The following is a 25,401-nucleotide window of genomic DNA, read 5'->3' on the forward strand; positions in this document are numbered from 1 at the left end:
AACAATAATTGGATTCGAGTTCCGTATCGTCGCTTTAATCATATCGGATTTTGACCGCGAAGTGAACAAAATCGGACATAAAATTGATTTATCGGCACCATAAAGGTTTTTTCTTCACCTTTCCTGCAATGATTTTTCCCAAATTTCTATGCTTTTACCCTCATGAACAAGCACTTTATTGCGCCGCTGTAGAAATGGTAAGATGTGATAATAGAATTAGGACTTGCATCGACATGAAAGGGGCTTACTTATGACGGAACAGCGAATTGGCATCATCGACATTGGCTCCAACTCCATCCGGCTTGTTATCTATGAACGGACTTCCGGCGGCGCTCATCGCGTCATCGACGGAAGCAAACGTGCAGCCCGTCTCAGCGATCAATTGGATGATGAAGGCGCACTGCCTTCCGGCACGATCGACGAGCTTGTAGATATGATTAATCACTTTCGATTAATTTGTGCGCATCATCGTACAGGACTTATTCGCGCTGTAGCAACCGCTGCTATTCGCAACGCATCGAACCGAAGTGAAGTGCTGCACCAAATCGAAGCGAAAACAGGGCTGCCCATAGAATTGCTGTCAGGCGAAGAAGAAGCCGGGTACGGCTTTCTGGGCATGATCAATTCCATGGACATCCAAGACGGCTTCCTCATCGACATCGGCGGCGGAAGCACGGAAGTTTCGCTATTTAAGAATCGCACACTCGTACAAGCCGTTTCGTTCCCTTTCGGCTGCGTCAGCATGACTCGCCGCTTTGCAAAGGGAGGTATGTTATCCGACCAGCAACTACGAGAGCTCGAGCAGTATGTAACCGAATATGTTGAACGTGAAACATGGCTTAAATCGAGTCCGGGAAACCCGCTAATTGGAGTCGGAGGCACTGTACGAGCACTCGGCAAGGTACATCAGGCCCATACAAAGTACCCGTTCGAGAGTACTAACAACTACCCATTATTGGCACAATCGACGGACAGTTTATTTGAACTGCTGCGTAAGGAGCCTCTTGATAAGCGCAGTAAATTACCCGGCTTGTCGAAGGACAGGGTCGATATCATCGTCCCCGGCATTGCCATCTTGCGTACGATTTATCGGCTCATAGGCGCCTCGCATTATATCGTTTGCGGGGCAGGCCTGCGCGATGGTCTCTTCTACGCTACTCGCTTCCCAGAGCGTCCAAGGCTGGATGACGTCCTTACGTACAGCGTCAACAATCTGGCTGCCCTGCATCCCGAGGCGCCGACGCAGCATACCTCACAGGTCAATCGCATTGTGCTTAGCTTGATGGATGCGCTGCAATCGCAGGTGCGAAATCCGGTCCAGGCGCGGCAGCTGATTGATGTTGCTTCGATACTTCACCGAATCGGAGCCAGCATCGATTACTACGATTATCGTAAGCATACGTTTTATCTGATGATCAATTCGCATATTAACGGACTATCGCATTTAGAGCTGCTTATATGCGCATCCATTGCTTCTTTCAAAGGAAAGAATCGAGTCAAGCAAATTGCTGCAGCCTATAAACCGATGCTTGGCGAAGAAGATATCAACCACATTTGTCAGCTGGGTACCTTGCTGCAGCTGGCCATCGCACTCGATCGCAGTGAAACCCAAGCCATCGGCAAGCTCCTGATTGAGATTGCCGGCGGGAAGCTTCATCTGCGCGCTGTTCGCGCCGAAGGCATGCTTACCGTTGAACGGAAAGAAGTCGACGCGCTCGCCGGTGACTTCAAGAAGGTATGGGGATTAATTCCCGTCCTCCATACGCCGGATTACCGATAAGTTTTCCATTTGCGAATGTTTTTCGCTTGAAATTGACTTCGCAGAACCGGAAGATCATTCTGAACAGGCTCGTAGTTTCCACTTGGTTGGAGCTCGCGGGCCTTTTTGTTGTCATCCAAGTTAAGACGCAGCACATTGAATAAATTTTTGCGCAATCTCGCATCAAATACAGGACACATCAATTCGATTCGACGGGTTAAGTTTCGCGTCATCCAGTCTGCACTGGACAAGTACAGCTCCTCTTCGCCCCCGTTATGGAAATAAATGATCCGCGAATGCTCTAAGAACCGGTCAACGATACTAATTACTCGGATATTGCTGCTTTGGCCGGGTACGCCCGGTCTTAGACAGCATACGCCGCGAATAATCAGCTCAATTTTCACACCGGCCTGCGACGCCTCATGCAGCTTATCGATCATCTCTTGATGGGATAGACTGTTCATTTTTGCAATGATATGAGCGGGTTTGCCTGCTGCAGCATGGGCGATCTCGCGATCAATCAAATCGAACAGCTTCTCCTTCAGGTCAGACGGAGCGACGCCGAATGCTTTCCATTCGTAAGGAGACGAATACCCTGTTACCTCGTTAAACAATGCCGATGCATCGGCACCGATAATCGGATGAGATGTAAACAGTCCGATGTCTGTGTACAGTTTGGCCGTACTGTCATTATAGTTACCCGTACCGACGTGCACGTATCGGCGAAGCATGCCTTGTTCCCTGCGCACCACGAGCGTGATCTTGGCATGTGTCTTCAATCCGACTAGGCCATATACGACATGACAGCCCGCTTTCTCAAGCTGCCTCGCCCATGCAATATTACGCTCCTCGTCAAACCGTGCTTTAAGCTCCACGACCACCGTTACCTGCTTGCCGGACTCAGCCGCCATAGCGAGCGCCTGAACAAGCGCGGATTGACCGCTGACCCTGTACAACGTCATTTTGATAGCAAGCACATCGGGATCCTCAGCAGCTTCCGCTACAAAATCACTTACCGCCTCAAACGACTCATATGGATGGTACAGAAGCACATCCTCCTGCCGGATTACGGAGAAGATATCATCCGAATGTTCAAACTCTTGGGGGTAAACCGGCTCAATCCGTTCAAACAACAACGATTCATAGCTCGACGACAGCGAATTGGCAAAGCGCATCAGAAAACTCAGGTCGAGCGGCCCGTCGATTTCAAATACATTTTCCCCCTGCTCAAGCTCTTCCTTCAGCATTTGAAGGGCATAAGGGTGTATACCCTTCCCATATTCCAAACGAACCGGAAGTCCCCATCTGCGGCGGCGAAGCTCCTTCTCGATTTCCTCGAGCAAGTCCTCGGCGCCTTCTTCGTTCAGCGTAAGATCGGCATTACGCGTTAAACGAAACGGATCAACCGCTATCGTCGTATAACCGTTAAACAGGGTGTTGATATGTCGTTCAATCAGCTCTTCAAGAAGCACGAATTCATTCTTCTTGCTGTTAACCCGTCCCGGTACAGAAATAAACCGCTGCAGGATCGAAGGCACTTGAACGATCGCAAAGAAAGGCTCTTCTTCCTCCGGCATATTCTCTCGTCCCAGAATAACGGACAAATAGAGCTCCTTCGTATGCAGCAACGGGAACGGACGGCTTTGGTCCACCGCCATTGGCGTCAGCACCGGAAACACAATATCATAAAAATATTCATCTACAGCCTTGAGCTGCTGTGCATTTAATTCTTCTATGGGACGGAAGCAAATGCCTTCCTTAGCCAAGCCGCGCATTACTTCGCGGTACGTGCGGTATTGATCCGCAACCATTTGATTCGTACGTTTCATTAATCGCTTCCACAAGCCGGCAGGTGTATAGCCAGTGAAATCCCGCTTCGTATAGCCTGCTTTCATTTGATCTTGAATGCCTGCAACGCGCACGCTCATAAATTCATCCAAGTTGCTTGAGACAATTGCCAGAAATTTGGCTCGCTCGAGCAGCGGATTATCGGGGTCCTGCGCTTCTTCCAGCACTCTTCGATTAAATTCGACCCAGCTTAAATCGCGGTTTACATACGGTGATATCGTTTTATTCATTCCGGATCCTCCTGCTTGTCGATTACTCCAATTATGTAGTTTGTTTGTTTCTTCCTTATTAAACTATTGTAAACGCCATGTAAAAGACGAGACTTTATGACTAAATTTTTTTTTGATAAACATCGAAATATCGCCTATGCTACAATTATACAATAAATAGAGGAACGTTTTTCCTGTTTCACATCTGAAGGAGTGATCGCTGTATGGACCGTATCATATGGAAGCGTATCTGGCGCATTTTACTGCTCGTTGCCGGATTAGTAGCATTCGTGCTTGCTGTCGTATATGTAACTCCGCTTGTGTATCCGTTTCTGCTGGGATGGCTGCTTGCTTACGCCATAAATCCCATTGTTAATCTTCTGCAAAGGAGACTTAAGGTACCTCGCTGGATTGGGGTTACGTTCACGCTCTTGGTTTTCGTTGCCGCCATGGTGACCATCGTTTCCGCGCTCGTGACACGAATCGTGGTGGAAATCATTCACTTGTCCAAATCGCTCAGCAGCTCCATTGACTGGTGGCGCGATCAGTTCGAAATCATTGTCGCTTCCCCGGAGATTCAGAACCTGATCGAGAAGCTAAACGCATTCTACCAAGATAATCCAAATTATCAAGAAACGATTAATTCAAAGATCAACGATACGGCTAATTTATTGGCACAAACGAGTACCAATATTATAACCTATTTCTTAAACGGGATCGTTAGCATCATTACATCGTTGCCGAATGTAGCCACCATCATGGTCGTCGTTCTGCTTGCGGCTTTCTTTATAAGCAAAGACTGGAGCCAGCATGTCAGACGCATGTCCCATTGGTTTCCCGCCGAACTCCGCAAGTCCATATCCATCGTATGGGTCGATTTGCAAAAAGCCCTGTTTGGGTATGTACGTGCACAGTTTATAATGATTTCCATCACAGCCATTGTAGTAACCGTTGGTCTGCTTATCATTGGAGTCGACTACGCGGTCACGATCGGTATGCTGATCGGGCTTGTCGACCTGCTCCCTTATCTCGGTGTCGGAGCCGCTATGGTACCTTGGATCGCCTATACATTCATTTATGGAGATGTATCGCTCGGAATCAGTTTATCGATTCTATACGGCGTCATCCTCGTTGCAAGGCAAATGATTGAGCCGAAGGTGCTTGCGACGAGCGTCGGTCTCGATCCATTGCCGACACTCATTGCGATGTTCGTTGGCCTCAAGCTGTTCGGCGTACTCGGACTGATTATCGGGCCGGTTTCACTCGTTATCTTGACCGCTATACATAGAGCGAATGTGTTTCGGGATTTGTATTGGTTTGTGGTTCGTGGGCCAAAGCCGAAGTAGGGGGAGCATCCCCTAGGACCCCGCTGTTTGGACATTAAAAATCTAATTCACATACTAAATTTCTAAGAGACCTGCTAATTCCGAAGAGACCCCCTACCTTAGAGACCCCCTAAATCCCCCTAGAAGGGGGACCCCGAGGGACCCGTCCCTCTGGACACCCGGAAGGTTGGCGGTGACAGTTACTGGGCAGCTCCCTAGTTGCTACGTGCCCAGTACTCGCTTTCGTCCCTCCGGGACACGCTTTTGGTTTTGGTGCTCCAACGGAAAAGAAGCTTGGCCTATTGGCCATGCCTGAAGAGAAACCCGCCGTTTTTTATAACGCCGGGTTTCTTGTTCGAGTTGCCTGTGAGCAATTACACCGGCCTTGAGCGGCGGCTAACGGTTGTCAGAGTGGCTATTTCAAGAAATGTACACCTTTTAAAGGGCTAACGGTTGTGAGCATCGCTATCCACTGCATAGTTGATGATTTTTATCGGAAAATGTCCAAATAAGCTCGCCTGCAACCGTTAGAATATTAAAAACCGTTTTTGGGGCTATTTAACCACTGTCACAACCGTTACAGGTTGGCGGTTGATGCTACTTGGCAGCTCCCTAGTTACATTGCTCCCCGTACTCGCTTTGGCGCTCCAATGGAAACGGCCAAGCTGTTTTTTCAAGCCTAAAAGCGGCTAGCGGGAGTTTACCTTCTTCGAATCGTTAATGAACCGTTGCGGAGCTTCTTTTCTAGCCAGCGAAGCATGAGTAAGCGGTAGAAGGGGCGGGTGAATGGGAGAAGCAAGGTAACGCCGATGATGTCGGTGAAGAAACCCGGCATGAGCAGCAGCAACCCACCGATGAGTACACAGATGCCGTTTAGCATGGCATGGCCAGGAGGCCTGCCGCTTTGGAGTTGGGCTTGGACATCCATGAATGCTTTGCGACCTTCGCTTCTGGCTAACTGCGCTCCTGCGAAACTGGTGATCAGTATGAGGCCGAAGGTTGACCATCCTCCGATGAAGTGACCCATCTTTATAATGCCCCACATCTCGATGGCGGGAACGATAATAATTGCGGCGATAATCCATTTCAGCATATTAGCAGCCTCCCTCTTCCTTGTGCGGCATGTTTCCATCTGCAACAGCCTGCATCATGCTGTAAAGCTCAGGAAGCAGCTTATCCAGCCTCGAAGGCCGCCAATCCCGGTTTACCCACACATGCCGAGTCCCGCCTCGTACAAGCAGCTTCCCCGGCGGCTCAGCACCTTGAAACCAACCTAGCGATATGTGTTCCGTATCTTCGACAAGGCGAATCTCCGAACGAAAAGATACACGAATGGGTGAAAATTGTTCTAAACGCGTACAGATGATGATGTTATTATCATACCGAGCCGGCGATACATAGGAGCAGTCCAAGTCAACGACCGGCAGCAGTAAGCCTTGCTTCTCAACCGTTTCATAGGTCATCCCCAAAGCCCGAACAAGCTCAGTACGTCCAATTTCAAACCATGTCACATAGTTCCCATGGAACACTACGCCCATCTGGTCCGTTTCCTGATACCGAACACGAAGGGGATGCAAATGCCAGAGAGTGTTCTCTTTGTCTGCTTCTGTCATGCTTCGATCAATCCTTTATCCCGTAATCTATAGAGCTATTAGCGGCAAGTCAGATTATTGTGCATTATCAAAGCCGTTAGGCACCGTATAGCCAAAAAGCGACGGTGCTTGCGCACCATCGCTTCCCTCAAACAACAAACCTTACATTACTTTAGCTTGACCCGAGTAGATAACGCCAACTTCAGCGTAAACCGTTACTTCGGAACCGTCTTGCAGAAGCTCAAGTGCGTTCTGAACGCCAAGAATTACAGGGATTCCAAGGTTAAGCGCGACAATCGCCGCGTGGCTAGTGATGCCGCCTTGCTCTGTAATGACTGCTGCGGCCTTCTGAATCGCAGGCATGTACTCTCTGTCAGTGGAAACTGTCACGAGAATGGAGCCTTCAGTTGTCTTAGCGATCGCCTCTTGCGGAGTACGTGCTACAACCACTTTACCAGTAGCGCTTTGGCTGCCGATCCCTTGACCTTTGGCAATCATTTCACCGATTGTATGAATCTTGATCAGGTTCGTCGAACCGGAACGTCCAACCGGAACACCAGCTGTAATGATAACCGTATCACCAAGCTTCACGATTCCGGAGTTGATTCCGCCTTGTACAGCGATATCGAACATTTCATCTGTTGTTTCGGCAGGTGTGCCAAGAACCGGGATAATCCCCCAGATGAGCGCCAGACGGCGCATGACTTGCTCTTGCGGCGTAACTGCCACGATTGGCGATTTCGGACGGTATTTGGAGACCATACGCGCCGTATAACCGCTCTCAGTCGAAGTGATGATCGCTTTCGCGTCCAAATCAAGTGCGGAGTTCGCAACTGCTTGGCTGATCGCTTCTGTTACTGTCGTTTGTTGTGCTCTTGCTTGTTTCGTGAAGATCTCACGGTAATCAAGCGCCGATTCCGCACGCACGGCAATACGGGACATCGTTTGAACGGATTCTACCGGATATTTACCGGCAGCTGTCTCCCCGGAAAGCATGATTGCATCCGTACCGTCAAAAATCGCATTCGCTACGTCACTCGCTTCCGCACGAGTCGGACGCGGGTTGCGCTGCATGGAATCCAGCATTTGTGTAGCCGTGATTACCGGTTTGCCTGCGCGGTTACATTTCTGAATCATTTGCTTCTGAACCAAAGGTACTTCTTCAGCCGGAATTTCTACGCCAAGGTCGCCACGCGCAACCATTAGACCGTCGGATACTTCAAGAATTTCATCGAGGTTGTCCACGCCTTGCTGGTTCTCGATTTTGGAAATGATTTGGATGTGACTCGCACCATGCTTCTCAAGCAATTCGCGAATTTCAAGAACGTCAGTCGCTTTACGAACGAAAGATGCGGCAATGAAATCAATGCCTTGCTCGATACCGAATACGATATCGTTAGCGTCCTTCTCCGTAATACCAGGCAGGGAAATATGTACGCCCGGAACGTTAACGCCTTTCTTGCTCTTGATCGGACCGCTGTTTACGATACGGCAAAGGATTTCAGTGCCTTGCACTTCTTCAACCGTAAGACCGATTAAACCGTCATCGATTAGAATGGTGGAACCCACTTCAACATCTGCAGGAAGGTTCGCATACGTTACAGGAATACGGTTCTTGTCACCAAGAATTTCTTCGGTAGTAAGTGTAATCGTTTCGCCTTGATTCAGTTCAATCGGCTCTTCTTTCAGTTTGCCGAGGCGAATTTCCGGACCTTTCGTATCCAGCAGGATTGCTACGGTTGTGCCAAGCTCGGAACATGCTTGACGGATGTTCTTGATTCGGTTGCCGTGCTCTTCAAAGTCGCCGTGCGAGAAGTTAAGACGAGCGACATTCATGCCGGCATTGATTAGTTTCTTCGTGTTTTCCAGCGATTCGCTGGATGGGCCAATCGTACATACGATCTTCGTTTTACGCATAAGTAAATTCCATCCTCCGTCTGATACGTTCACATTTAAGTTGCTATTCTCTATACTTGCGCTGATTCGATCTCGTTCAAAATCAGGTCAGCTTCCGGCTCAGGAGCATGGAATTGACCGATTTTGCGGAATTTATTGTAACGATCTACGACAAGCTCCTCTGAGGAAAGCTTGGACAGCTCGCCAAGATGGCGCCAGATCGCTTCTTTAATCGTCTCGGACTGCTCAGCCAGGTCGCGATGCGCCCCACCTTGCGGCTCCTTGATAATCTCTTCCACGATACCGAACTCAAGCAGATCATCTGCTGTTATTCTCATTACTGCAGCCGCTTCATCCGCACGCGAAGCATCTTTCCATAGGATGGATGCTGCGCCGTTTGGCGAAATTACCGAGTAAATCGCATTCTCCAGCATAAGCACGCGGTTACCGACACCAAGTGCCAAAGCCCCGCCGCTTCCGCCTTCCCCGATAACCACGCAAATAATCGGCACGCCGAACATGGCCATTTCACGAAGATTACGAGCAATTGCTTCGGATTGACCGCGCTCCTCCGCCGTATTCCCGGGATATGCGCCTTTCGTATCGATCAAGGTTACAATAGGACGACCGAATTTATTCGCCTGCTGCATGAGTCTCAATGCTTTGCGGAACCCTTCCGGATGCGGACTGCCGAAGAAACGGGCAATATTGTCCTTCGTATCTTTACCGCGCTGATGGCCGATTACCGTAACCGGTACGCCGTTCAGCTTAGCAAGTCCTCCCACAATAGCAAGATCATCTGCAAACAGACGATCTCCGTGAAGCTCGATGAAATCGGTGAAAATCATCCCTATGTAATCCAGAGAGGTTGGTCGGCCATGATGACGCGCCAAGTGCATCTTCTGCGCCGGCGTCAATTCATCATACAGCTCTTCCTGCAACTGTTTACAACGGTCCTCCAGCCGGCAGATTTCATCGCTGAAATCAATGCCTGACTCTTGCCCGAATTTCTTCAGCTCTTCGATCTTCTTCTGCAGCTCGTTAAGCGGCTTCTCAAACGGCAGCTCACCCGCCATTGATAATTTCCCCCTTTACCGAATGCATATCAAGCAATTTAGCTAATGTTGCTTTCATTTCTTTACGATGAACAACTTTATCAAGCTGTCCATGCTGCAAATTGAATTCTGCGGTTTGGAAATTATCCGGCAGCTTCTGACGAATCGTCTGCTCGATAACCACTCGACCGGCAAAACCGACGAGAGCACCGGGCTCGGCCAAATTAAAGTCGCCAAGCATCGCAAAGCTTGCGGAGACGCCGCCTGTGGTAGGATCGGTCATAATGGAAATGTACAGACCGCCGTCGCCTTGGAACTTTGCCAGTGCCGCGCTTGTTTTGGCCATTTGCATCAAACTAAGAATACTTTCTTGCATCCGCGCGCCGCTTGATGTGGAGAAGATGAGCATCGGCAGCTTCTTGGCATGGGCTTGTTCAATCGCACGCGTGATTTTCTCACCGACGACAGAACCCATGCTTCCTGCAAAGAAATCAAAGCTCATGAAAGCGGCGACGACCGGCAATCCGCCGATCGTCCCCTCTCCTGTAACAACTGCATCTTTAAGACCGGAGCTCTTCTTCTGAGCTTCCAGCTTGTTTGCATAACCCGGGAAAGGAAGCGGATCAACCGACTCCAGATCCGCATCATACTCAACCAAACGCCCTTCATCGAGCGTAATGGCGATTCGTTCCCAAGCGTTCAGCCGGAAATGATGGCCGCAGCCCGGGCATACTTTTAAGTTTTTCTCGACTTCTTTGCTGAATTGAATATTGCCGCACTTCGGACATTTGGACATTAAGCCTTCCGGAATATCCGGCTTCGTTCTCGGCTGGCCCGAAGGAATTGTGGCATATTTCTTTTTATGAAATAAGTCCTTGAACACAAAAGACACCTCTTTGGGGGCGCAAAGTTTTAAAGTAATCGTTGCGCTTATGAGTATGCGGTAGTTTAGAATGTACCTCTGTAAACACAACAGTTCTGAATTTACACGCTGTGCGTTAGGTACGCAATAGTTTTTTTTGCATGGCCCGCAAGTGGGTACGCCGTAATTGGAATTAACGTTGCGAGTTGAGAATGTTGTTTAACACTTCCTGCACTTCTTCCAGTTCGCCAGATGGGACCAATATTTCGTACTGTTGCTTAGAAACATTAATCGGTCTGATCTTTACGAGAAACCCTTCTTGGGTCAGCCGGTTTTTAATGCTCTCCGCAATTTTTGCCGTCGGCGCGATGTAGATAACCGTCCACATGAAGGAACCTCCTGAGCATTGATAAAAGATCATCTGCGCGTACATGTAAACGCATTGGCCGCAATATAAACACACGTTATCTGGGCATATGATGTCATAATGATACCATATGTTTAGTTTTCACCGCAACGCCACAAGGCTGGAAGCGAGTTTGAACCCCTAAGAGAGTCTAAGAGAACCCTTACTGATTAAGGACTATCGTCAATTTCGTACCGATTAGCCTTCGGATCCTGATGTGCAATGCGTGCGGATGCCGCGGCAGCCAGCCCGGCTACCAGATCGTCTAGGAAGACATGCACATGCTTGCCTTTCTCGTTCAATTTGCGAATGATGCCCGGCTTTACTTTGTCCAAGTAGCCAAAGCTTGTGAGTCCGATCATCCCATACACGTTCGTGATGCCAAGAGCCAGCGTTTCGTCCACGCCGTAAAGGGATTCATCAGCCTCCATGATCGCCTGAAGCGGCTCTGGCAGCAGTTTGCGCTCCGCTAACTCATCGAGGGCAATGCCTGTAAACAGTACATACTGCACCTCTCGTTTATTAAGAACCGTATGCACACTCTCTTCGCATTCTTGGTGAGTGAGATCCGGATTATAAGGACGCTGCAGCGAAAATACGATATCCGCAACATCACCGACTGTAACACCACGTCTGTTAAGCCATTTTTCCATGTCGGACGACACTGTTCATTCCCCCCGCATCGGCTTGTACGAATCGGGCGGAGCGCCAGCGGCCAACAACCATCGTCAGCTGACCAAACGTCAGTCCGCACAAGCGGCGAAATGCAGAGCCAACAATAGCGCTCTGTGTCTCCTAAATGTATGCAGCCGTTAGGCAACTTGTGCCTGGCTTTACGAAACGATTATTCCTGTCCATTATTATTTCACGACCGCTGAGCCTTTACCAAAAATCGACTCGATCTGCTGCAGCAGCTGCGGTGAAGGCTTAATTCGGAATGCATCGCTTAGGGCGACAGTACGGCCTTCTCGCTCATAGAACAGCACCGTCTCATAGGTACCTGCGCTGCCTCCGAGCAGTGCCTTCAGCTTCTCAAGCGCTGAGGAATCCTCGCGTCCGGCAACGATCTTGATATAGAGACGCTGCGGGCGTTTCGCCGGCACAGATGACTTAGCTGAGCCGGCTTGCGCTGCGGATGAGACATTGGCCGGGGTATGCTCCGCCGATGCTTGGTTCTTCGCAGAAGCCACCGGCTTCTCCTCTCCCTTTGCCGCAGAACCTGCCGATGCCGTTGCCTTCGCAGGCAGCGTCGTCGATGCCGGCTGCGATCCAGAGCCAGCTGACGCGCCGCCTTTGCGTTCGGCCGGGCCTGAATTGCCGCCGCCGGCAGTTCGCGCGGCCTTGCTGCGCGCTTGCCGCTGCAGGCGCTGCACCTGCGAGGCGGCATCCTGCCCCGGTCCGCCGCCGCCGAGCAAAGCGACATCCTCGATCAGCAGCTTATAATCCTCGTCCTGATGCTGCACATTTGCGAGGACGAGAACCAAGCTGCCGGGATCGAGCAATCCCGAGTGCCGCTGCCAAATCGTCGGAAAAGCAACAGCTTCCACGCGCATAATCCGATCCTCGATTTCCAGAAAAGCCATCTGTTGACCTTTGCGCGTCGTAAACGGCTTCACCGACACCACCATCGCGGCTATGACTGCGAAGGAACCTTCCGGCGCTTCGGTTAGGTCAACAAGACGATCGAGCGGCAATTCTTCCAGCAATTCCTTATGGTCGTCGAGGGGATGACCAGACAGATACATGCCGAGCAGCTCCCGCTCCAGTGCAAGCAGCTGCCCCGTCGTAAACGGTCGTACTTCAGGCATTTCGATATCCCAGTTCTGCACCTCGTCGAAGCCGAACAGTTCGATTTGCAATTCTTCGCGTTCCTTGCGCCACTTCAGCGCGGCATCGACCGTCTCATCCAGCACCGCGATCAGCTGTGCGCGATGACCGGCCAAGGAATCGCAAGCGCCTGCTTGAATCAACGACTCCAGCACCCGTTTGTTCACGACGCGCAGGTCGACTCTTCGGCACAGATCAAGCAAGCTGTCAAACGGACGTTCCGCACGTTCCTTCAGCAATGAATCGATCGCCTGCGTGCCGACGTTCTTGATCGACGCCAAACCAAAGCGCACCGCCCCGTTAACCGGCGTGAACGTCACGCTGCTCTCGTTTACATCAGGCGGCAGAACGGCAATGCCCATTCGGCGACATTCATCCACATATTCGGCCGTCTTGCGCTGACTTCCCGTCACGGATGCCAGCATAGAAGCCATAAACGGAACGGGATGATTCGCCTTCAGCCAAGCCGTCTGAAACGCCAATACGCCATAGGCCGCGGCATGCGCACGCGGGAAACCATAATCGGCGAAACGGACAATCATGTCATAAACCGCATTGGCGTCCGACTTCTCGTACCCTTGGCTTAAGCTTCCCTCCACGAAATGAGCGCGCTGTTCATCCAACACTTCTCGCTTCTTCTTGGATACGGCACGACGGAGCAGATCCGCTTCTCCCAATGAGAAACCCGCCATTGACGAGGCAATCTGCATGATCTGCTCTTGATACACGATGATCCCATAGGTATCAGCCAGAATCGGCTCAAGCGACGGATGCGGATATTCGACCTCCACATGTCCGTGCTTGCCTTGAATGAATTTGGGTATAAACTCCATAGGGCCCGGCCGGTAAAGCGCAAGTACGGAGACGATGTCTTCGAATTGCGTCGGCTTCAGCTCCTTGAGCACTCGGCGAACTCCGGCGGACTCCAATTGGAAAATCCCCGTTGTTTCACCGCGCGTGAGCATCTCGTAAGTTGCCGGGTCCTGATCGGAAATAAATCGAAAATCGACCGTAATGCCCTGCTGCTCCTTCACCCAATTGAGCGTTCGTTCAAGAATAGACAGCGTACGCAGACCGAGAAAGTCCATCTTCAGCAATCCAACGGATTCCAGATGTTCCATCGAATACTGGGTTAACGCCGTACGCTCGCTGCCTGCTTGAAGCGGCACATAATGCGTCAAGGGCTCGCCGGAAATGACAACTCCGGCGGCATGCGTCGAAGCATGGCGCGGCATTCCTTCCACCTTCAAGGCCATCCGCAGCAAATCGCCGGTCTTCGGCTGGCGCTCAGTCGCCTCGCGAAGCTCCGCACTCATCCGCAGCGCTTCTTCCAGCGAGATGCCAAGCTGATTCGGGATGAGCTTCGCAGCCCGATCCACTTCGGCGAAAGGAACGGCCATTGCGCGGCCGACGTCTCGCACGGCAGCTTTGGCCGCCATCGTTCCGAACGTAATGATCTGTGCCACATGCTCCTCGCCGTATTTGGCAGAGACATAACCAATCACTTCATCGCGGCGCTCGTCATTAAAATCAATATCGATATCGGGCATCGAAATCCGTTCCGGGTTCAGGAATCGTTCGAACAACAGCTTATATCTAATCGGGTCTACGTCGGTGATATTCAGTGTGTAGGCGACCAAGCTGCCGGCAGAGGACCCCCTCCCCGGACCGGTCCGAATCCCCTGTTCATGGGCAAAACGGATGAAATCCCAGACGATGAGGAAATAGTCGCTGAAGCCCATTTTATCAATGACACCCAGCTCATATTCCAACCTCGTCACCGCATGCACCTTCGCTCGCGAATCTTCGGCCCAGTCCGAATTTCCGGCGTAGCGTGCTTCCAATCCTTCATGGCATAAAGCGGCCAAATAAGCCGAAGACGACATCCCCGTCGGAATCGGACTGAACGATGGAAGCAGCGCTCGGCCAAACGTTAGCTCCAGATGGCATTTCTCCGCAATTTCAACCGTGCGAGCAACCGCATCAGGCGCCTGGCGGAACAGCATCGTCATCTCATCCGCGCTCTTCAAATACATCTGATCCGTCAGCATTTGCAGCCTATCGTCATCTTCGATTGTTTTGCCCGTGCCAATGCAGATCAGCACATCCTGTACCGCCGCATCCGTCGACTTCAAGTAATGAACATCGTTTGTCGCAACGGTCTTGATGCCCGTCTCCTGCGCAAGCGCAAGCGTCGCCTGCAGCACCTTCTTCTGCTCCAGCATGCCGTGATCTTGCAGCTCCAAGTAGAAGTCGTCGCCAAAGATATCACGGTACCTATTCGCAGATCGAAGCGCATGCTCCGTTCGGTCATGCAGCAAATGCTGGGCAATCTCGCTCCCCAAACAGGAGCTAAGACAAATAAGACCCTCAGCGTGCTGCGAGAGCGATTCAAAGTCGATACGCGGCTTGTAGTGGAAGCCTTCCAAATGTCCGATCGAACTCAGCTTCATCAAGTTGCGATAGCCGGTCTCATTCTTGGCCAGCAGGATGAGATGATAAATCGGGTTATCTTTGCGAGTGCCCTTCTCGAAGCGAGAGCCTGTCGTTAAATAAACCTCGCAGCCGATAATAGGGTTGATTCCTTGTGCCTTGCAGGCTTTATAGAACGGAACGGCGCCGTACATGACGCCATGGTCCGTAAGTGCCAGCGCCTTCATGCCAAGCGCGGCCGCTTGATCCACAAGATCCCGAATTCTTGCAGCCCCATCGAGCAGGCTGAATTCGCTATGAACGTGTAAATGTACAAAGTCTTGTCCGCCGCTCATCGCTATTCCTTCTTTCTTTCTATCGAAGCATCATTTTATACTAGTTTATCATATTGAAGCCCTCCTCGCCCATAGAATGGACTAGGGGACGAGCATGACGCCCTCTCATTCTACAGGAAGGGTGGACGTTACAAATGGACTCCTTCTTATCCAAAGCCACGATAGATTTCTTCATTGCCTTCGGCGTTGTATTCGGCGGCTCCATGCTGGCAGGCATCGGATCTGTCTTCGTATTGGCAGCACCGGCAGCCATTATGCTGGAAACCGCGTCAAGGCTGAAAATATGGGCTCTCGTAGCGGCCGTTGGCGGAACGATAGACCCGATGCGTGTCATTGAAAGCAATATGATCGAAGGGCATCTCTCACCGGTGGTGCTGCAAATTGCGTATATCCTATGTGCTTTTCTCGGTGCGCATATGGGAACTGAACTTGTTCGGTGGTTATGCAGAGGGGCGGTCTGACCGATGAGGGTACCGCCTTTTGAACGTTTTACGAGGCTGATGCAAGCAGCTGCTTATATTGTGCTGGGGTCCATAATAGGCGCGATGATCTACCACGCCATCTTCTTCATGAACTTTAACGCGTTGCGCAACAGTAATACGGCGCTTGAGGATAAGCTGATTGACTATGAGGATCGAATCGAGAAACTGAATAAATTTAAAGACCAGCATACCGTCATTCAGAGTGTTCAGCCGATTCTGCTGGATAATAAAAACGGTGATGGAGCCGTCATCGCGAATGAACAAGACAAAAAAGCGCTCAAATCAAAGCTGAAGGCAGACTTGTCCGTGTTCGTCGGCACCAGTATTTACAAAATCAATTCAAACGCCGAGCTCTCCTGGGACCTGCTTGACCGCAAAATTTACGCGGTGGAAGGCAAGGAGTTTGTCGTTCAAATTCGTACGATGCTCGTTGTCGATAACGTGCTTCAAGTGTGGTTCAAAGCCGCGCTCAATCAGCGACAGATTAATTGATTCTACCTCGTCCCATCCGTTTCACTTGCAGCTGCAATTCATGGTACAATAAGGCACATATTGAAAGCTGCACAGCTAAGAAGGAGATGCTTGTTTTACTATGGTCAATGCATTACATTGGGCGATCGTTATTATCATTTGCGGCACATCGCTGCTCTCGGTTTATTTCAGCTTCCAGGCACGCCGTTCTACCGACACGCGTGTAAGAGGTATAAACGCTGCACGGATGAACATAAGTATGGGCGTCATGCTAATCTTCATCGCTTTGTTTATGATGCTTGCTTACAGCGGCTCCACGGTAAAAGTCATCATCGGCGCTCTGTTTATCGTTCTGGGACTGTTCAACCTGTTCGCAGGACTTCGCAACGGCAGCGTTTACCGCTCGATGAAAGGTTAATACGGATCGATCAGCTGCGCCGTCAGCAGCGCTTTGGCAGCAAGGCCGCCGGGGTCTTTCAACTCAATTTCGAGCTTGGCGCTCTTGCGGCTCATCTCCAGTAAATTCGGCATGATGACCACTTCACTTTCCAGCTGGACGGGTCTTACGAAGTACGTCGTCATGCTTTCAATGACATAATCCCGCTTTCCTAACTCCCGGATTAATCCTCGTGCCGCCTGATTCATGAGTGTAACCAATACGCCTTCGGAGATCGTACCGAATGTTCCGGACATCTGCGGCGTAATGCGTCCCTCGTACAGCCATTCCCCTCCATGCTCGCTTTCTTTCTTCTCAAAGCCCGCTCCGATCAACTCATCGAAGGTTTCACCTGACTCTTTCTGTTTCCCGGCATAACGCATCGCTTCCAGCACCTCGCTACGGCTAAGTGCCGCCAGCAGCTTACGATTCTTATCGACAATCGGCAGCAAGTCGATTCCTTCGGCCGCCATCGTATGTGCCGCAGAAGCGATCGGAATGTTCGGCGCAGCCGTAATGGGACTTCGCGTCATCAGCCGCTCTACGAACTGTGAATCCTGTGCACCTTCAGCATCCTTAGCGGTCATGATGCCGACGACTCTGCCTCTATCATCCAACACGGGGAATCGCGTCCCTCCGACACGGCTGGCAAGCGAAATATAATCGGCTTTCGTCTCGCCGAGTCTCATCGTTTCAACAGGACGGCTGTAGGTGACGATATCCTCTACCAGCATGATCTTCTGACGGATCAATCTGTCAAACATGGCACGGTTAATCATCGAAGCGACGGTAAACGTATCATATTTGGAGGAAATAATCGGCAATCCTTTCTCATCCGCAAGCTTTTTCATATCCTCACTGGTGCCGAATCCCCCTGTGATTAACACGCCTGCCCCCTGCTCAAGCGCGCAGCCGTGTGCGCCTTGCCTGTTACCGACAATCAGCAGACTGCCCGCGTCAATATAACGGACCATCGCATCGAGCTCCATCGCACCGATGACGAATTTATGCAGTGTTTTCACGAGTCCTGCCGCGCCGCCTATCAGCTCGCCTTGCACAATATCAAGTACTTCTCCGAACGTTAACCGATCTAGCGATTCCCGGTTCTTCCGCTGTATCCGGACTGTGCCTATCCGCTCTTTGGTGCTGACAAGCCCGGTCGATTCCGCTTCTTTGATCGCTTTATATGCAGTGCCTTCACTGACTCCGAGCTCCTCGGCCATCGTGCGTACAGAAAGTTTCGTACCAATCTCGAGCTGCTGGATATACTGCATGAGTCGCTCATGTTTCGTCTGCGATTCAAGTCCTTTGTCTCCTGTTATCACAGTGGCCCCCCTTACTTGTTTCAACCAATTGCTCGGCTTGTTCTAGTTCTATATTAGCAGATGCTCTTCCTGCTGGCACACCTGCGGAGAGGTCAAGTATCTCGGAAAAAGGGCCTTTCCCCCCTGCTTTTCATGATGTCCGCTAATCACCAAGGGGTAGATGTCCTCATATGATGAAAGTAATTCGTGTGAAAATCCCATAGACCGCAAGCTGCACGTCGTCATCCTCCAGCTTGGAAGGAGATCCGTCGATGCTGAAATCGAAAGTCGCCGTTCAGGTGATCAGCCCAGGCATCTTGCCGGATGATGCCATTATGCTCGGTGATGCTTATTTGAGACAGTGGAAAATACCGCAAGGGCAGCCTATTATGCTGAAATTCGGTGCATTCCGCCACTATGTAAAAGTAGTCCCGGTCGAGCGGTTTGACGGTATGCGTATTGGGCAAAGCTTAGCCCGCAAAATGGGGCTGATCTCGAGCACCACACTGCGAATCCGTTACCGGCAGGAGAATGCCACGCTCTCGATTGGCCCGCTGATCGGCGTGCTCATCAGCCGCGATGATCCCGAAGCCCGGGATCGGCCTTTTGGCACCATCACTATGTTCTGCAAGGAACTCGTAGACGCCTGCGAAGCGCAAGGCGCTCATGTTTATTTCTTCACACCGGATCATATTACAGACAATTTCAACACGCTCGAAGGTTGGGTCTATTCCGATGGCTGGCGGAAAGTACCTGTACCTGCACCTGATGTTGTTAACAATCGTCTGACCTCGCGCAAGCTCGAAAACCGACCGAATGTACAGCTCTTCATCAAAGAAACCAAGCATCGTCATAACAGTGTCGTGTTCAATGAGAAGTTTCTCGATAAAGCCGAAGTGTTTGATGCCCTCGTGAAGGATCCCGCTCTCGTTCGCTATTTACCCGAATCCCATGTACTTCGCGGTTTGCAGGTGCTGAAGTCGATGTGCTCCAAGCACAATACCGTTTTCTTGAAGCCGGTACGCGGCAGCTTGGGCAAAGGCATCATTCGCATCTCCAGATTAGATACCGACTCCTACTCGGCTCAATATGCTACGACTGCCGGCACCCGCAGGCAGCATTTCGGCGGGGTTGATAAGCTCTATGCTTCCCTGGCTGGCAAAATGAAAACGGTGCGCTATCAAATTCAGCAAGGGCTGCATCTGATCGACATCATGGGAAGGCCTGTCGATTTCCGAGCGCTCGTACAGAAGAATGAAACCGGCAAATGGGCGCTGACTTCCATTGTGGCACGAACAGCCGGCAACCATCATTTCGTGTCGAACCTGGCACGCGGCGGTACGCTAAGCACAGTGAAAGAAGCGGTCAATAAGTCCAATTTATCCGGGTCAAGCGCTCAAGAAGCACCGGGAAAGCTGCAGCGGGCAGCGCTTGAAATCGCCAAAGGGATCGACACTCACATTCCCGCCCATTTCGGCGAGCTCGGGATCGACTTAGCGCTTGATGCCAGCGGCCGGGTGTGGCTGCTCGAAGTGAATTCCAAGCCATCCAAGAACGACAATACACCGCTTCAGGATAATAAAATCCGTCCTTCCGTTCGAAATATGGTGCGTTATTCAAGACATTTGGCCGAATTTTAACGAAAAGGAGGAAGCGGTAATGGCTGAGAATCCGTGCAGCAGCGTCCTCGGTATTATGATTAGCGAACCGTCTCATGTCCCCTCCTCAAGCTCCGGTGGTCCGTATCCCCCTCCGGTGATGCCCGAGGATCTATTTTGCCGCCGTTTATCCCGGTTTGGGCAATCTATCGGCCTGTTCGTCTATTTATTCTGCGCTTCCCAAGTCACAGGCGGCTCGTCTCGATTGATCAAAGGCTTCATACTGAAGCACGGCCAGTGGCAGCAAGGAAGCTTCCCGCTTCCTGATGTGCTCTATGACCGTTCGCTTCCAAGGACGAATGCCCAATATAAGCTTGCAAGCTGCGCACTAGCGGAACTGAAACGCCTGAAGCCGTATATACTGCTGAATGGCGCACTTCCCGGGAAACTAGACGTTTATCGGGAGCTCGAACGCGATTCGCAGCTGTCGCCTTGGCTGCCTTCGACTTACAAGTACGAAGGAGCTGCCGTTCTGACTCAGCTGATGAAGCAATATCCCGAAGGTTTATTTCTCAAACCCTCTGCCGGCAGCCATGGAAAAGGTGCCATTCGCCTGCTTCGGAGGGATGACGGCTGGCAAATTGACGGCCGTGATCGGAAGAACCGTCCACTTGCGGTGTTGCACGACAATTGGCAGGACGTATGCCGATGGGTTAATCGCTTCGTCGCTTCCACGACGTATATCATTCAGCCTTACCTGCCCCTCACCGGCAAAGACGGCCGCTCCTATGACGTTCGGGTCTTAATCCAGAAGGACGAAACGGGCAGCTGGTCGTTCACAGGTGCAGCTGTCCGGACCGGGCAACTGGGGAGCGTTACCGCCAACTTACATGGCGGCGGCTCCGCTGGAGACGCTCTCGAGGCATTGACAGAACAGTTCGACGGCGAAACCGCCGGACGTCTGCTCGGGCGAATTCGCTGGATCAGCGAACGGGCGGCGGCTGCGCTGGAGAATCATTTTGGCAGGCTCGCCGAACTTGGCATCGATTATGGCATAGAGCAAGGCGGCCGAATCTGGCTGCTTGAAGCCAATGCCAAACCCGGACGGAAGGCGCTGGAAGGCAACGAAAGCGCTGCGAGGCTGGCCATTGAACGACCGATCCGTTACGCTATGAAGCTTGCCGCACACAGACAGCCGGTTTATCAGTTTGGACGAAATCAAAGGAGATACATCCAGGAGGTTCATCCATGAGTTTGACATCTTGTCATGTACACTTCTCACCATCAAGCGATCGAATCGTTTACCTGTCGGGCTCACTCCTTAAATCACTGAAGCTCTCCGGCAAGAAAACCATTCAGCTTAAGCTTGGTCATGAAAGCATAACTGCTGCCGTAAAGTCGATCGATCGGCAAGGCCATCACCTCTACCTCTCCGCAGGCGTTCGTCAATCCATCCGGGTTCCGAAAGCCGGCAGCATCTCTTATGTCCAAGGCGAAGATAATGAGGTTCAACTCGGACCGCTTATCGGCGTGCTGACAGACGGAAGCCGTTCCGCCGATTCACCTTTTGGCGCACGGTCGGGGTATATCCGGCAGCTTCTCAAAACAGGAGAACGCAAAGCCTATTTCTTCGCCTTTACTCCGCGCGACGTGAATTGGAATCAAGGGACGATTAATGGGTACTTCCTAAACAGTACGGGAAGCTGGTACCGCAAAGTCGTTCCGCTCCCTGACGTCGTTTACAACCGCCTCCCAAGCCGCATCGCCGAGACAACAGCTACGATCATGTCGCTGCGGGAGAAGTTTATCCGTAAAGGGGTTCCGTTCTTCAACTGGAGCTTCTTCAATAAATCCGATGTTTATAAGCTGCTCGATAAGGATGTTGAAGCGCTGGAACATCTGCCTGAATCGGTCAATAACCCACGCGCTGACAAAATCAAAGAAATGCTGGAGAAACATCAATTTATTTATTATAAACCTTCTGCCGGCAGCCTCGGCATCGGGATTTATCGACTGACGTATCATCCCAAACGCGGATACTTTGCCAGATATCGCAGAGGGGATACGAATGTGCTGCTTCGCTTCACGAACTTCAGCAGTCTGATGCGCATGCTGGAGACAAGACACGGAAGCGGACTTGGTCGATATGTCAGCCAGCAAGGTGTGCGATTAATCGAAATTGACGGATGTCCGATCGACTTTCGTTTCCATATGCACAAGAATGGCAGCAACAAATGGGTGCCGGTGGGCATCGGCGCGAAGAAGGCCGGTCGCGGCAGCGTCACCACGCATATTAAGAACGGCGGGCAACTGCTAACGCCGGAACAAGCGCTCAGCCGGGCTTTCGGTGATCGCTCCGACGAAATCTTGACGAAAGCCAAGGATGTCTCGGTGAGGCTGTCGGAAGCGATTGAACGCAACTTCCCGCATACGCTGGGAGAACTCGGTCTTGATATCGGCATTGACAAGGACGGCGAGGTTTGGATGTTTGAAGCCAATGCCAAGCCGGGTCGGTCGATCTTCAGCCATCCTGCGCTGCGTGCGCAAGGACGTGATTCCGTAAGTCATATTCTGGATCATTGCATGTATTTAAGCAGGTTCACGGGGCAAGGAGGCGAAGCTTAATGGCACTCGTTATTCACGAGGATACGGCGGCGGTAGATGAAGCCGCCTCCATTCAGCGTAAGCAGCCGGTTCTCGCTATCTTGACGATCGAAGATGATATACAGCTATTTCGCGGCAATCGTGGAAATTTTGCAGACATCATTGCAATGGGAGCCGAATTCGGTTTTACGGTTTACGTCCTTACTGTCAAGCAGCTGAAGTTTCAGCGCAAGCTGCTTGACGGCTTCACCTTCAACACGGCAACAGAGAGCTGGGAGCTGCAGAAGTTCCCGCTGCCCGACCTCATCTATAACCGAATTCCACTCCGCGAGGATGAGCTGCAGCCCGAAGTGAAACGTAAAATTGCGGCATGTGTCAAACATCCCCGCATTCAGATCTTCAATCCTGCTTTCTTCAATAAATGGAGCCTGTTTAAATGGTTAAAGCAGTCGCGGACAACTCAGCCGTTCATTCCGGCAACACGCCGCCTGCTAACAATCAGCGGACTCGGAAAAATGATGCTGAAGCATAAATTTCTCTATCTCAAACCGGTCAGCGGCAAAGCCGGCAAAGGAATCATGACGATCCAGCTGCAGCAGGAAAAGCCGCTTCCCTATCGCTTGAAGATACAAGGGGATCGCGGAAGCACGACCTACAATTGCGGCACGATCGGGAAGCTTTGGACCCGCATTATCAAAGAAAGCAGCGGGGAACGTTACATTGCCCAGCAGGGCATTCAGCTCGCTGCCTTTAATGAGCGCTCCTTCGATCTTCGTGCACTCGTACAGAAGAATCGTCGCGGACAATGGGACATCTCCGGCGTCGGCGCACGTGTCGCCGGAACGTACAGCATTACGACACATGTTCCTCGCGGAGGCAGCATTGAAGATCCGGAGAAGCTGCTTGTCAGTGTATTTGGTCAAGATGAGGCACGTAAACTGCTAGTAAAGGCCCGCAACGCTGCGTTAATTATCGCTCGTCAAATCGAGCGCGGCTCCGGCCGCCGATTGGCCGAAATGTCGATGGATCTTGGCGTGGACCAGTTTGGAAGTATCTGGTTCTTCGAAGCCAACGCGAAGCCGATGAAATTCGACGAGCCGGATATTCGCAAACGTTCGCTTGAGCGCATCTTTCACTACAGCCAATATTTGCTCAAGCTGAAGGGTCTATAGCGAGGAGTGATTTGCCGTGCAGGTAAAGCTGCTATCACCGACCCAATGGGCATCTGCGAAGGAAAAGGTCACCCGCTTCATATACCGGAATGGCGACGATCGCATCACGAATGCAGCCTTGGTTGAAATGCGGGAGCTTCCCGCATCTCAACTGGCCAGCAGCCGCTCCGGCGAGGCACCTGCTGCAATTGCGCTGGCGATTTCAAGCAGCGGGAAGCTGGCTGCGTGCGCATTTGCTGCCGAAGGCGGCGAACGCGCATGCTTCGTCGTCGTTGCCCCGGAGTTCCGCGGCCAAGGCGCCGGGAGCGCACTGCTGAAAGCACTCAGTCAGCACATGGGCTCTCTCACCTGCTCAGTCGCCTCGGATAACCCCTCCAGCATGGCCATGTGTTTCCGTGCTGGTATGAAGGCTGTGAGCCTGCATACCGGTCCGACCGGCAAGCCGACACTGCGTTTTGAGAGTTAAGTTAAGTTAGGCCTATGCCTCACCGCTTTGTAAAACCTTAAGCTTAGGCAATGCTTCCGATGCTAGTTTTTGCGCTCACCGCAAAACCTTTTAGGAGGAGTCCTTATGGTTCAGCCGGTTCTCGGCATCCTGACGCTCTATTTGAATGACAATGGATGGCTCGAGGAGAAACCGATCTATCAACGCATGACGTTGGCCGGCAAGAAGCTCGGTCTTGAAGTATTTGTGTTCACACCGGCGGACGTCAACTATTCAGATCATCGAATTCACGCCCATATCTATGACACCGCATCGCAAAGCTGGACGCGCAGATGGCGTTCCTTCCCCCATATGATCTATGATCGCTGCCGCATTCAGCGCAGCCATCGCTTCGTCCAGTTAAGCCATTTTCGCAAAAAATACGGCCACTTGACCTTCTTAAACCGGGTGCTCCGCAACAAGTGGACGGTATATCGTACCATGCGCAAAGAAGATGACTTTGTCCCCCATCTCCCAATGACACGGCTATACGAAACTCCCAGCGATCTGACGGAAATGATCCGTAAGTATCCGCTCATCTATCTCAAGCCAATCAACGGAACCGGGGGCAGAGGTATTCTGCGCATCGAGAAGCAGCAAGGCGGCGAGTATTTAATCCAGGGAAGAGATCAAGATCGGCGTATCGTTCGTCCTCAGCGTACCTCACTCACCGGCATTCAAGGCCGGCTGGCTTCTTGGGATTTGAAAGGGAACCGGTATCTCGTGCAGCAAGGCATTCAGCTTAAACTACCGAATGGCCGTGTGCATGATTACCGGATGCTTGTGCAGAAGAACGGCAAAGGGGAATGGGAAGTGACCGGCTGCGCAGGACGAATCGGCGCTTCCGGCAGCATTACCTCCAACCTGCACGGGGGCGGTCAGGCGATCAAGATGCAGTCGCTGCTTAGCGACTGGATTAGGAACGAGGATACAGCTGCCGATATTCGGCTGAAGGCCGAGGATTTCGGCGTGAAAGTAGCCGCCTACCTCGAGGAATCCTACGGGCGCTTATGCGAGCTCGCGCTTGATTTGGCCATCGATCGGAGAGGACAGATCTGGCTGCTCGAAGTGAATCCGAAGCCGGCTCGCGAAGTATTCGCGCAGGCTGGGGAACGCGAGACATATAAGCAAGCCATCATCCGGCCGCTCGAATACGCCGTCTGGCTTTACGATCAGAAGAAGCGGCGCAAAGAGAAGCAGGAGAAGCAAGAAAAGAACGAAAAGCAAGAAAAACAAGTGCCTTCGCTGGATTAAGTCCCGCTTAGCCGCATCGTTGACCAACCAAAGAGAGGTACCCAGTACC

The 25,401-nt window shown here is 51.6% G+C and carries 21 protein-coding genes; 11 read left to right on the forward strand and 10 right to left on the reverse strand.

Features of this window, described 5'->3' with window-relative positions:
• Positions 1 to 250: 250 nt before the first annotated feature.
• Entirely contained in the window at positions 251 to 1,780 is a 1,530-nt protein-coding gene (locus AC0YNS_RS15740) for a Ppx/GppA phosphatase family protein (protein ID WP_475781947.1), read from the forward strand.
• On the opposite strand, the gene ppk1 is transcribed toward AC0YNS_RS15740, so the two are convergent.
• Entirely contained in the window at positions 1,771 to 3,837 is a 2,067-nt protein-coding gene (gene ppk1, locus AC0YNS_RS15745) for a polyphosphate kinase 1 (protein ID WP_475781948.1), read from the reverse strand. The genes AC0YNS_RS15740 and ppk1 overlap by 10 nt on opposite strands.
• A gap of 203 nt (positions 3,838 to 4,040) precedes the next feature.
• Between ppk1 and ytvI the strand changes: the two genes are divergently transcribed.
• Positions 4,041 to 5,162: a sporulation integral membrane protein YtvI gene (gene ytvI / locus AC0YNS_RS15750; RefSeq protein WP_475781949.1), complete on the forward strand. Its 1,122-nt coding sequence runs from the start codon at positions 4,041 to 4,043 to the stop codon at positions 5,160 to 5,162.
• 679 nt (positions 5,163 to 5,841) lie between these two features.
• On the opposite strand, the gene AC0YNS_RS15755 is transcribed toward ytvI, so the two are convergent.
• The 8 genes from AC0YNS_RS15755 to AC0YNS_RS15790 form a co-directional block, all read right to left on the reverse strand.
• Positions 5,842 to 6,234: an FxsA family protein gene (locus tag AC0YNS_RS15755; RefSeq protein WP_475781950.1), complete on the reverse strand. Its 393-nt coding sequence runs from the start codon at positions 6,232 to 6,234 to the stop codon at positions 5,842 to 5,844.
• A 1-nt stretch (position 6,235) separates the two neighbouring features.
• Positions 6,236 to 6,754: an acyl-CoA thioesterase gene (locus AC0YNS_RS15760; RefSeq protein ID WP_475781951.1), complete on the reverse strand. Its 519-nt coding sequence runs from the start codon at positions 6,752 to 6,754 to the stop codon at positions 6,236 to 6,238.
• Positions 6,755 to 6,895: 141 nt separating this feature from the next.
• The gene (pyk, locus tag AC0YNS_RS15765) at positions 6,896 to 8,650 is read right to left on the reverse strand and encodes a pyruvate kinase (RefSeq protein WP_475781952.1); all 1,755 of its coding nucleotides are present in this window, start codon (positions 8,648 to 8,650) and stop codon (positions 6,896 to 6,898) included.
• A gap of 50 nt (positions 8,651 to 8,700) precedes the next feature.
• Complete coding sequence (locus tag AC0YNS_RS15770) at positions 8,701 to 9,705, reverse strand: acetyl-CoA carboxylase carboxyltransferase subunit alpha (RefSeq protein ID WP_475781953.1); 1,005 nt, start codon at positions 9,703 to 9,705, stop codon at positions 8,701 to 8,703.
• Entirely contained in the window at positions 9,695 to 10,567 is an 873-nt protein-coding gene (accD, locus tag AC0YNS_RS15775) for an acetyl-CoA carboxylase, carboxyltransferase subunit beta (RefSeq protein WP_475781954.1), read from the reverse strand. The genes AC0YNS_RS15770 and accD overlap by 11 nt, the downstream gene beginning before the upstream one ends.
• Positions 10,568 to 10,739: 172 nt before the next feature.
• Entirely contained in the window at positions 10,740 to 10,934 is a 195-nt protein-coding gene (locus AC0YNS_RS15780) for a glutamate decarboxylase (protein ID WP_090981787.1), read from the reverse strand.
• A 188-nt stretch (positions 10,935 to 11,122) separates the two neighbouring features.
• A complete protein-coding gene (locus tag AC0YNS_RS15785) occupies positions 11,123 to 11,605 on the reverse strand; it encodes a phosphatidylglycerophosphatase A family protein (RefSeq protein WP_475782453.1) in 483 nt (160 codons plus the stop codon).
• 207 nt (positions 11,606 to 11,812) lie between these two features.
• Positions 11,813 to 15,547: a DNA polymerase III subunit alpha gene (locus AC0YNS_RS15790; protein ID WP_475781955.1), complete on the reverse strand. Its 3,735-nt coding sequence runs from the start codon at positions 15,545 to 15,547 to the stop codon at positions 11,813 to 11,815.
• A 134-nt stretch (positions 15,548 to 15,681) separates the two neighbouring features.
• On the opposite strand from AC0YNS_RS15790, the gene AC0YNS_RS15795 reads away from it, so the two are divergent.
• From AC0YNS_RS15795 to AC0YNS_RS15805, 3 genes are all read left to right on the forward strand, one after another.
• The gene (locus tag AC0YNS_RS15795) at positions 15,682 to 16,008 is read left to right on the forward strand and encodes a YtrH family sporulation protein (protein WP_090981793.1); all 327 of its coding nucleotides are present in this window, start codon (positions 15,682 to 15,684) and stop codon (positions 16,006 to 16,008) included.
• Positions 16,009 to 16,011: 3 nt separating this feature from the next.
• Positions 16,012 to 16,521, forward strand: a complete 510-nt coding sequence (locus AC0YNS_RS15800; RefSeq protein WP_475781956.1) for a sporulation membrane protein YtrI — start codon at positions 16,012 to 16,014, stop codon at positions 16,519 to 16,521.
• A 100-nt stretch (positions 16,522 to 16,621) separates the two neighbouring features.
• Complete coding sequence (locus AC0YNS_RS15805) at positions 16,622 to 16,918, forward strand: YtpI family protein (protein ID WP_475781957.1); 297 nt, start codon at positions 16,622 to 16,624, stop codon at positions 16,916 to 16,918.
• On the opposite strand, the gene AC0YNS_RS15810 is transcribed toward AC0YNS_RS15805, so the two are convergent.
• Positions 16,915 to 18,258 (reverse strand): DRTGG domain-containing protein, encoded by a 1,344-nt coding sequence (locus AC0YNS_RS15810; RefSeq protein ID WP_475782454.1) that lies wholly within the window; start codon positions 18,256 to 18,258, stop codon positions 16,915 to 16,917. The two genes, AC0YNS_RS15805 and AC0YNS_RS15810, sit on opposite strands and share 4 nt — an antisense overlap.
• Before the next feature lie 254 nt (positions 18,259 to 18,512).
• On the opposite strand from AC0YNS_RS15810, the gene AC0YNS_RS15815 reads away from it, so the two are divergent.
• From AC0YNS_RS15815 to AC0YNS_RS15840, 6 genes are all read left to right on the forward strand, one after another.
• Positions 18,513 to 19,880, forward strand: coding sequence for a YheC/YheD family endospore coat-associated protein (locus AC0YNS_RS15815; protein WP_475781958.1), 1,368 nt, complete (start codon positions 18,513 to 18,515; stop codon positions 19,878 to 19,880).
• Positions 19,881 to 19,899: 19 nt separating this feature from the next.
• A complete protein-coding gene (locus AC0YNS_RS15820) occupies positions 19,900 to 21,090 on the forward strand; it encodes a YheC/YheD family endospore coat-associated protein (protein ID WP_475781959.1) in 1,191 nt (396 codons plus the stop codon).
• Entirely contained in the window at positions 21,087 to 22,463 is a 1,377-nt protein-coding gene (locus AC0YNS_RS15825) for a YheC/YheD family endospore coat-associated protein (RefSeq protein ID WP_475781960.1), read from the forward strand. Before AC0YNS_RS15820 ends, AC0YNS_RS15825 begins: the two co-directional genes overlap by 4 nt.
• Positions 22,463 to 23,614: a YheC/YheD family endospore coat-associated protein gene (locus tag AC0YNS_RS15830; RefSeq protein WP_475781961.1), complete on the forward strand. Its 1,152-nt coding sequence runs from the start codon at positions 22,463 to 22,465 to the stop codon at positions 23,612 to 23,614. The genes AC0YNS_RS15825 and AC0YNS_RS15830 overlap by 1 nt, the downstream gene beginning before the upstream one ends.
• Before the next feature lie 16 nt (positions 23,615 to 23,630).
• Positions 23,631 to 24,080, forward strand: a complete 450-nt coding sequence (locus tag AC0YNS_RS15835; protein WP_475781962.1) for a GNAT family N-acetyltransferase — start codon at positions 23,631 to 23,633, stop codon at positions 24,078 to 24,080.
• A 105-nt stretch (positions 24,081 to 24,185) separates the two neighbouring features.
• On the forward strand, positions 24,186 to 25,352 hold the full coding sequence (locus AC0YNS_RS15840) for a YheC/YheD family endospore coat-associated protein (RefSeq protein WP_475781963.1): 1,167 nt from the start codon (positions 24,186 to 24,188) through the stop codon (positions 25,350 to 25,352).
• Positions 25,353 to 25,401: the final 49 nt, after the last annotated feature.

The organism is Paenibacillus sp. J22FR21, assembly GCF_056269135.1.

Coding starts and splice junctions, on each gene's coding strand:
- AC0YNS_RS15740 (WP_475781947.1), top strand. CDS start 251: ATGACGGAACAGCGAATTGGCATCATCGACATTGGCTCCAACTCCATC.
- ppk1 (WP_475781948.1), bottom strand. CDS start 3,837: ATGAATAAAACGATATCACCGTATGTAAACCGCGATTTAAGCTGGGTC.
- ytvI (WP_475781949.1), top strand. CDS start 4,041: ATGGACCGTATCATATGGAAGCGTATCTGGCGCATTTTACTGCTCGTT.
- AC0YNS_RS15755 (WP_475781950.1), bottom strand. CDS start 6,234: ATGCTGAAATGGATTATCGCCGCAATTATTATCGTTCCCGCCATCGAG.
- AC0YNS_RS15760 (WP_475781951.1), bottom strand. CDS start 6,754: ATGACAGAAGCAGACAAAGAGAACACTCTCTGGCATTTGCATCCCCTT.
- pyk (WP_475781952.1), bottom strand. CDS start 8,650: ATGCGTAAAACGAAGATCGTATGTACGATTGGCCCATCCAGCGAATCG.
- AC0YNS_RS15770 (WP_475781953.1), bottom strand. CDS start 9,705: ATGGCGGGTGAGCTGCCGTTTGAGAAGCCGCTTAACGAGCTGCAGAAG.
- AC0YNS_RS15780 (WP_090981787.1), bottom strand. CDS start 10,934: ATGTGGACGGTTATCTACATCGCGCCGACGGCAAAAATTGCGGAGAGC.
- AC0YNS_RS15785 (WP_475782453.1), bottom strand. CDS start 11,605: ATGGAAAAATGGCTTAACAGACGTGGTGTTACAGTCGGTGATGTTGCG.
- AC0YNS_RS15790 (WP_475781955.1), bottom strand. CDS start 15,547: ATGAGCGGCGGACAAGACTTTGTACATTTACACGTTCATAGCGAATTC.
- AC0YNS_RS15795 (WP_090981793.1), top strand. CDS start 15,682: ATGGACTCCTTCTTATCCAAAGCCACGATAGATTTCTTCATTGCCTTC.
- AC0YNS_RS15800 (WP_475781956.1), top strand. CDS start 16,012: ATGAGGGTACCGCCTTTTGAACGTTTTACGAGGCTGATGCAAGCAGCT.
- AC0YNS_RS15805 (WP_475781957.1), top strand. CDS start 16,622: ATGGTCAATGCATTACATTGGGCGATCGTTATTATCATTTGCGGCACA.
- AC0YNS_RS15815 (WP_475781958.1), top strand. CDS start 18,513: ATGCTGAAATCGAAAGTCGCCGTTCAGGTGATCAGCCCAGGCATCTTG.
- AC0YNS_RS15820 (WP_475781959.1), top strand. CDS start 19,900: ATGGCTGAGAATCCGTGCAGCAGCGTCCTCGGTATTATGATTAGCGAA.
- AC0YNS_RS15825 (WP_475781960.1), top strand. CDS start 21,087: ATGAGTTTGACATCTTGTCATGTACACTTCTCACCATCAAGCGATCGA.
- AC0YNS_RS15830 (WP_475781961.1), top strand. CDS start 22,463: ATGGCACTCGTTATTCACGAGGATACGGCGGCGGTAGATGAAGCCGCC.
- AC0YNS_RS15840 (WP_475781963.1), top strand. CDS start 24,186: ATGGTTCAGCCGGTTCTCGGCATCCTGACGCTCTATTTGAATGACAAT.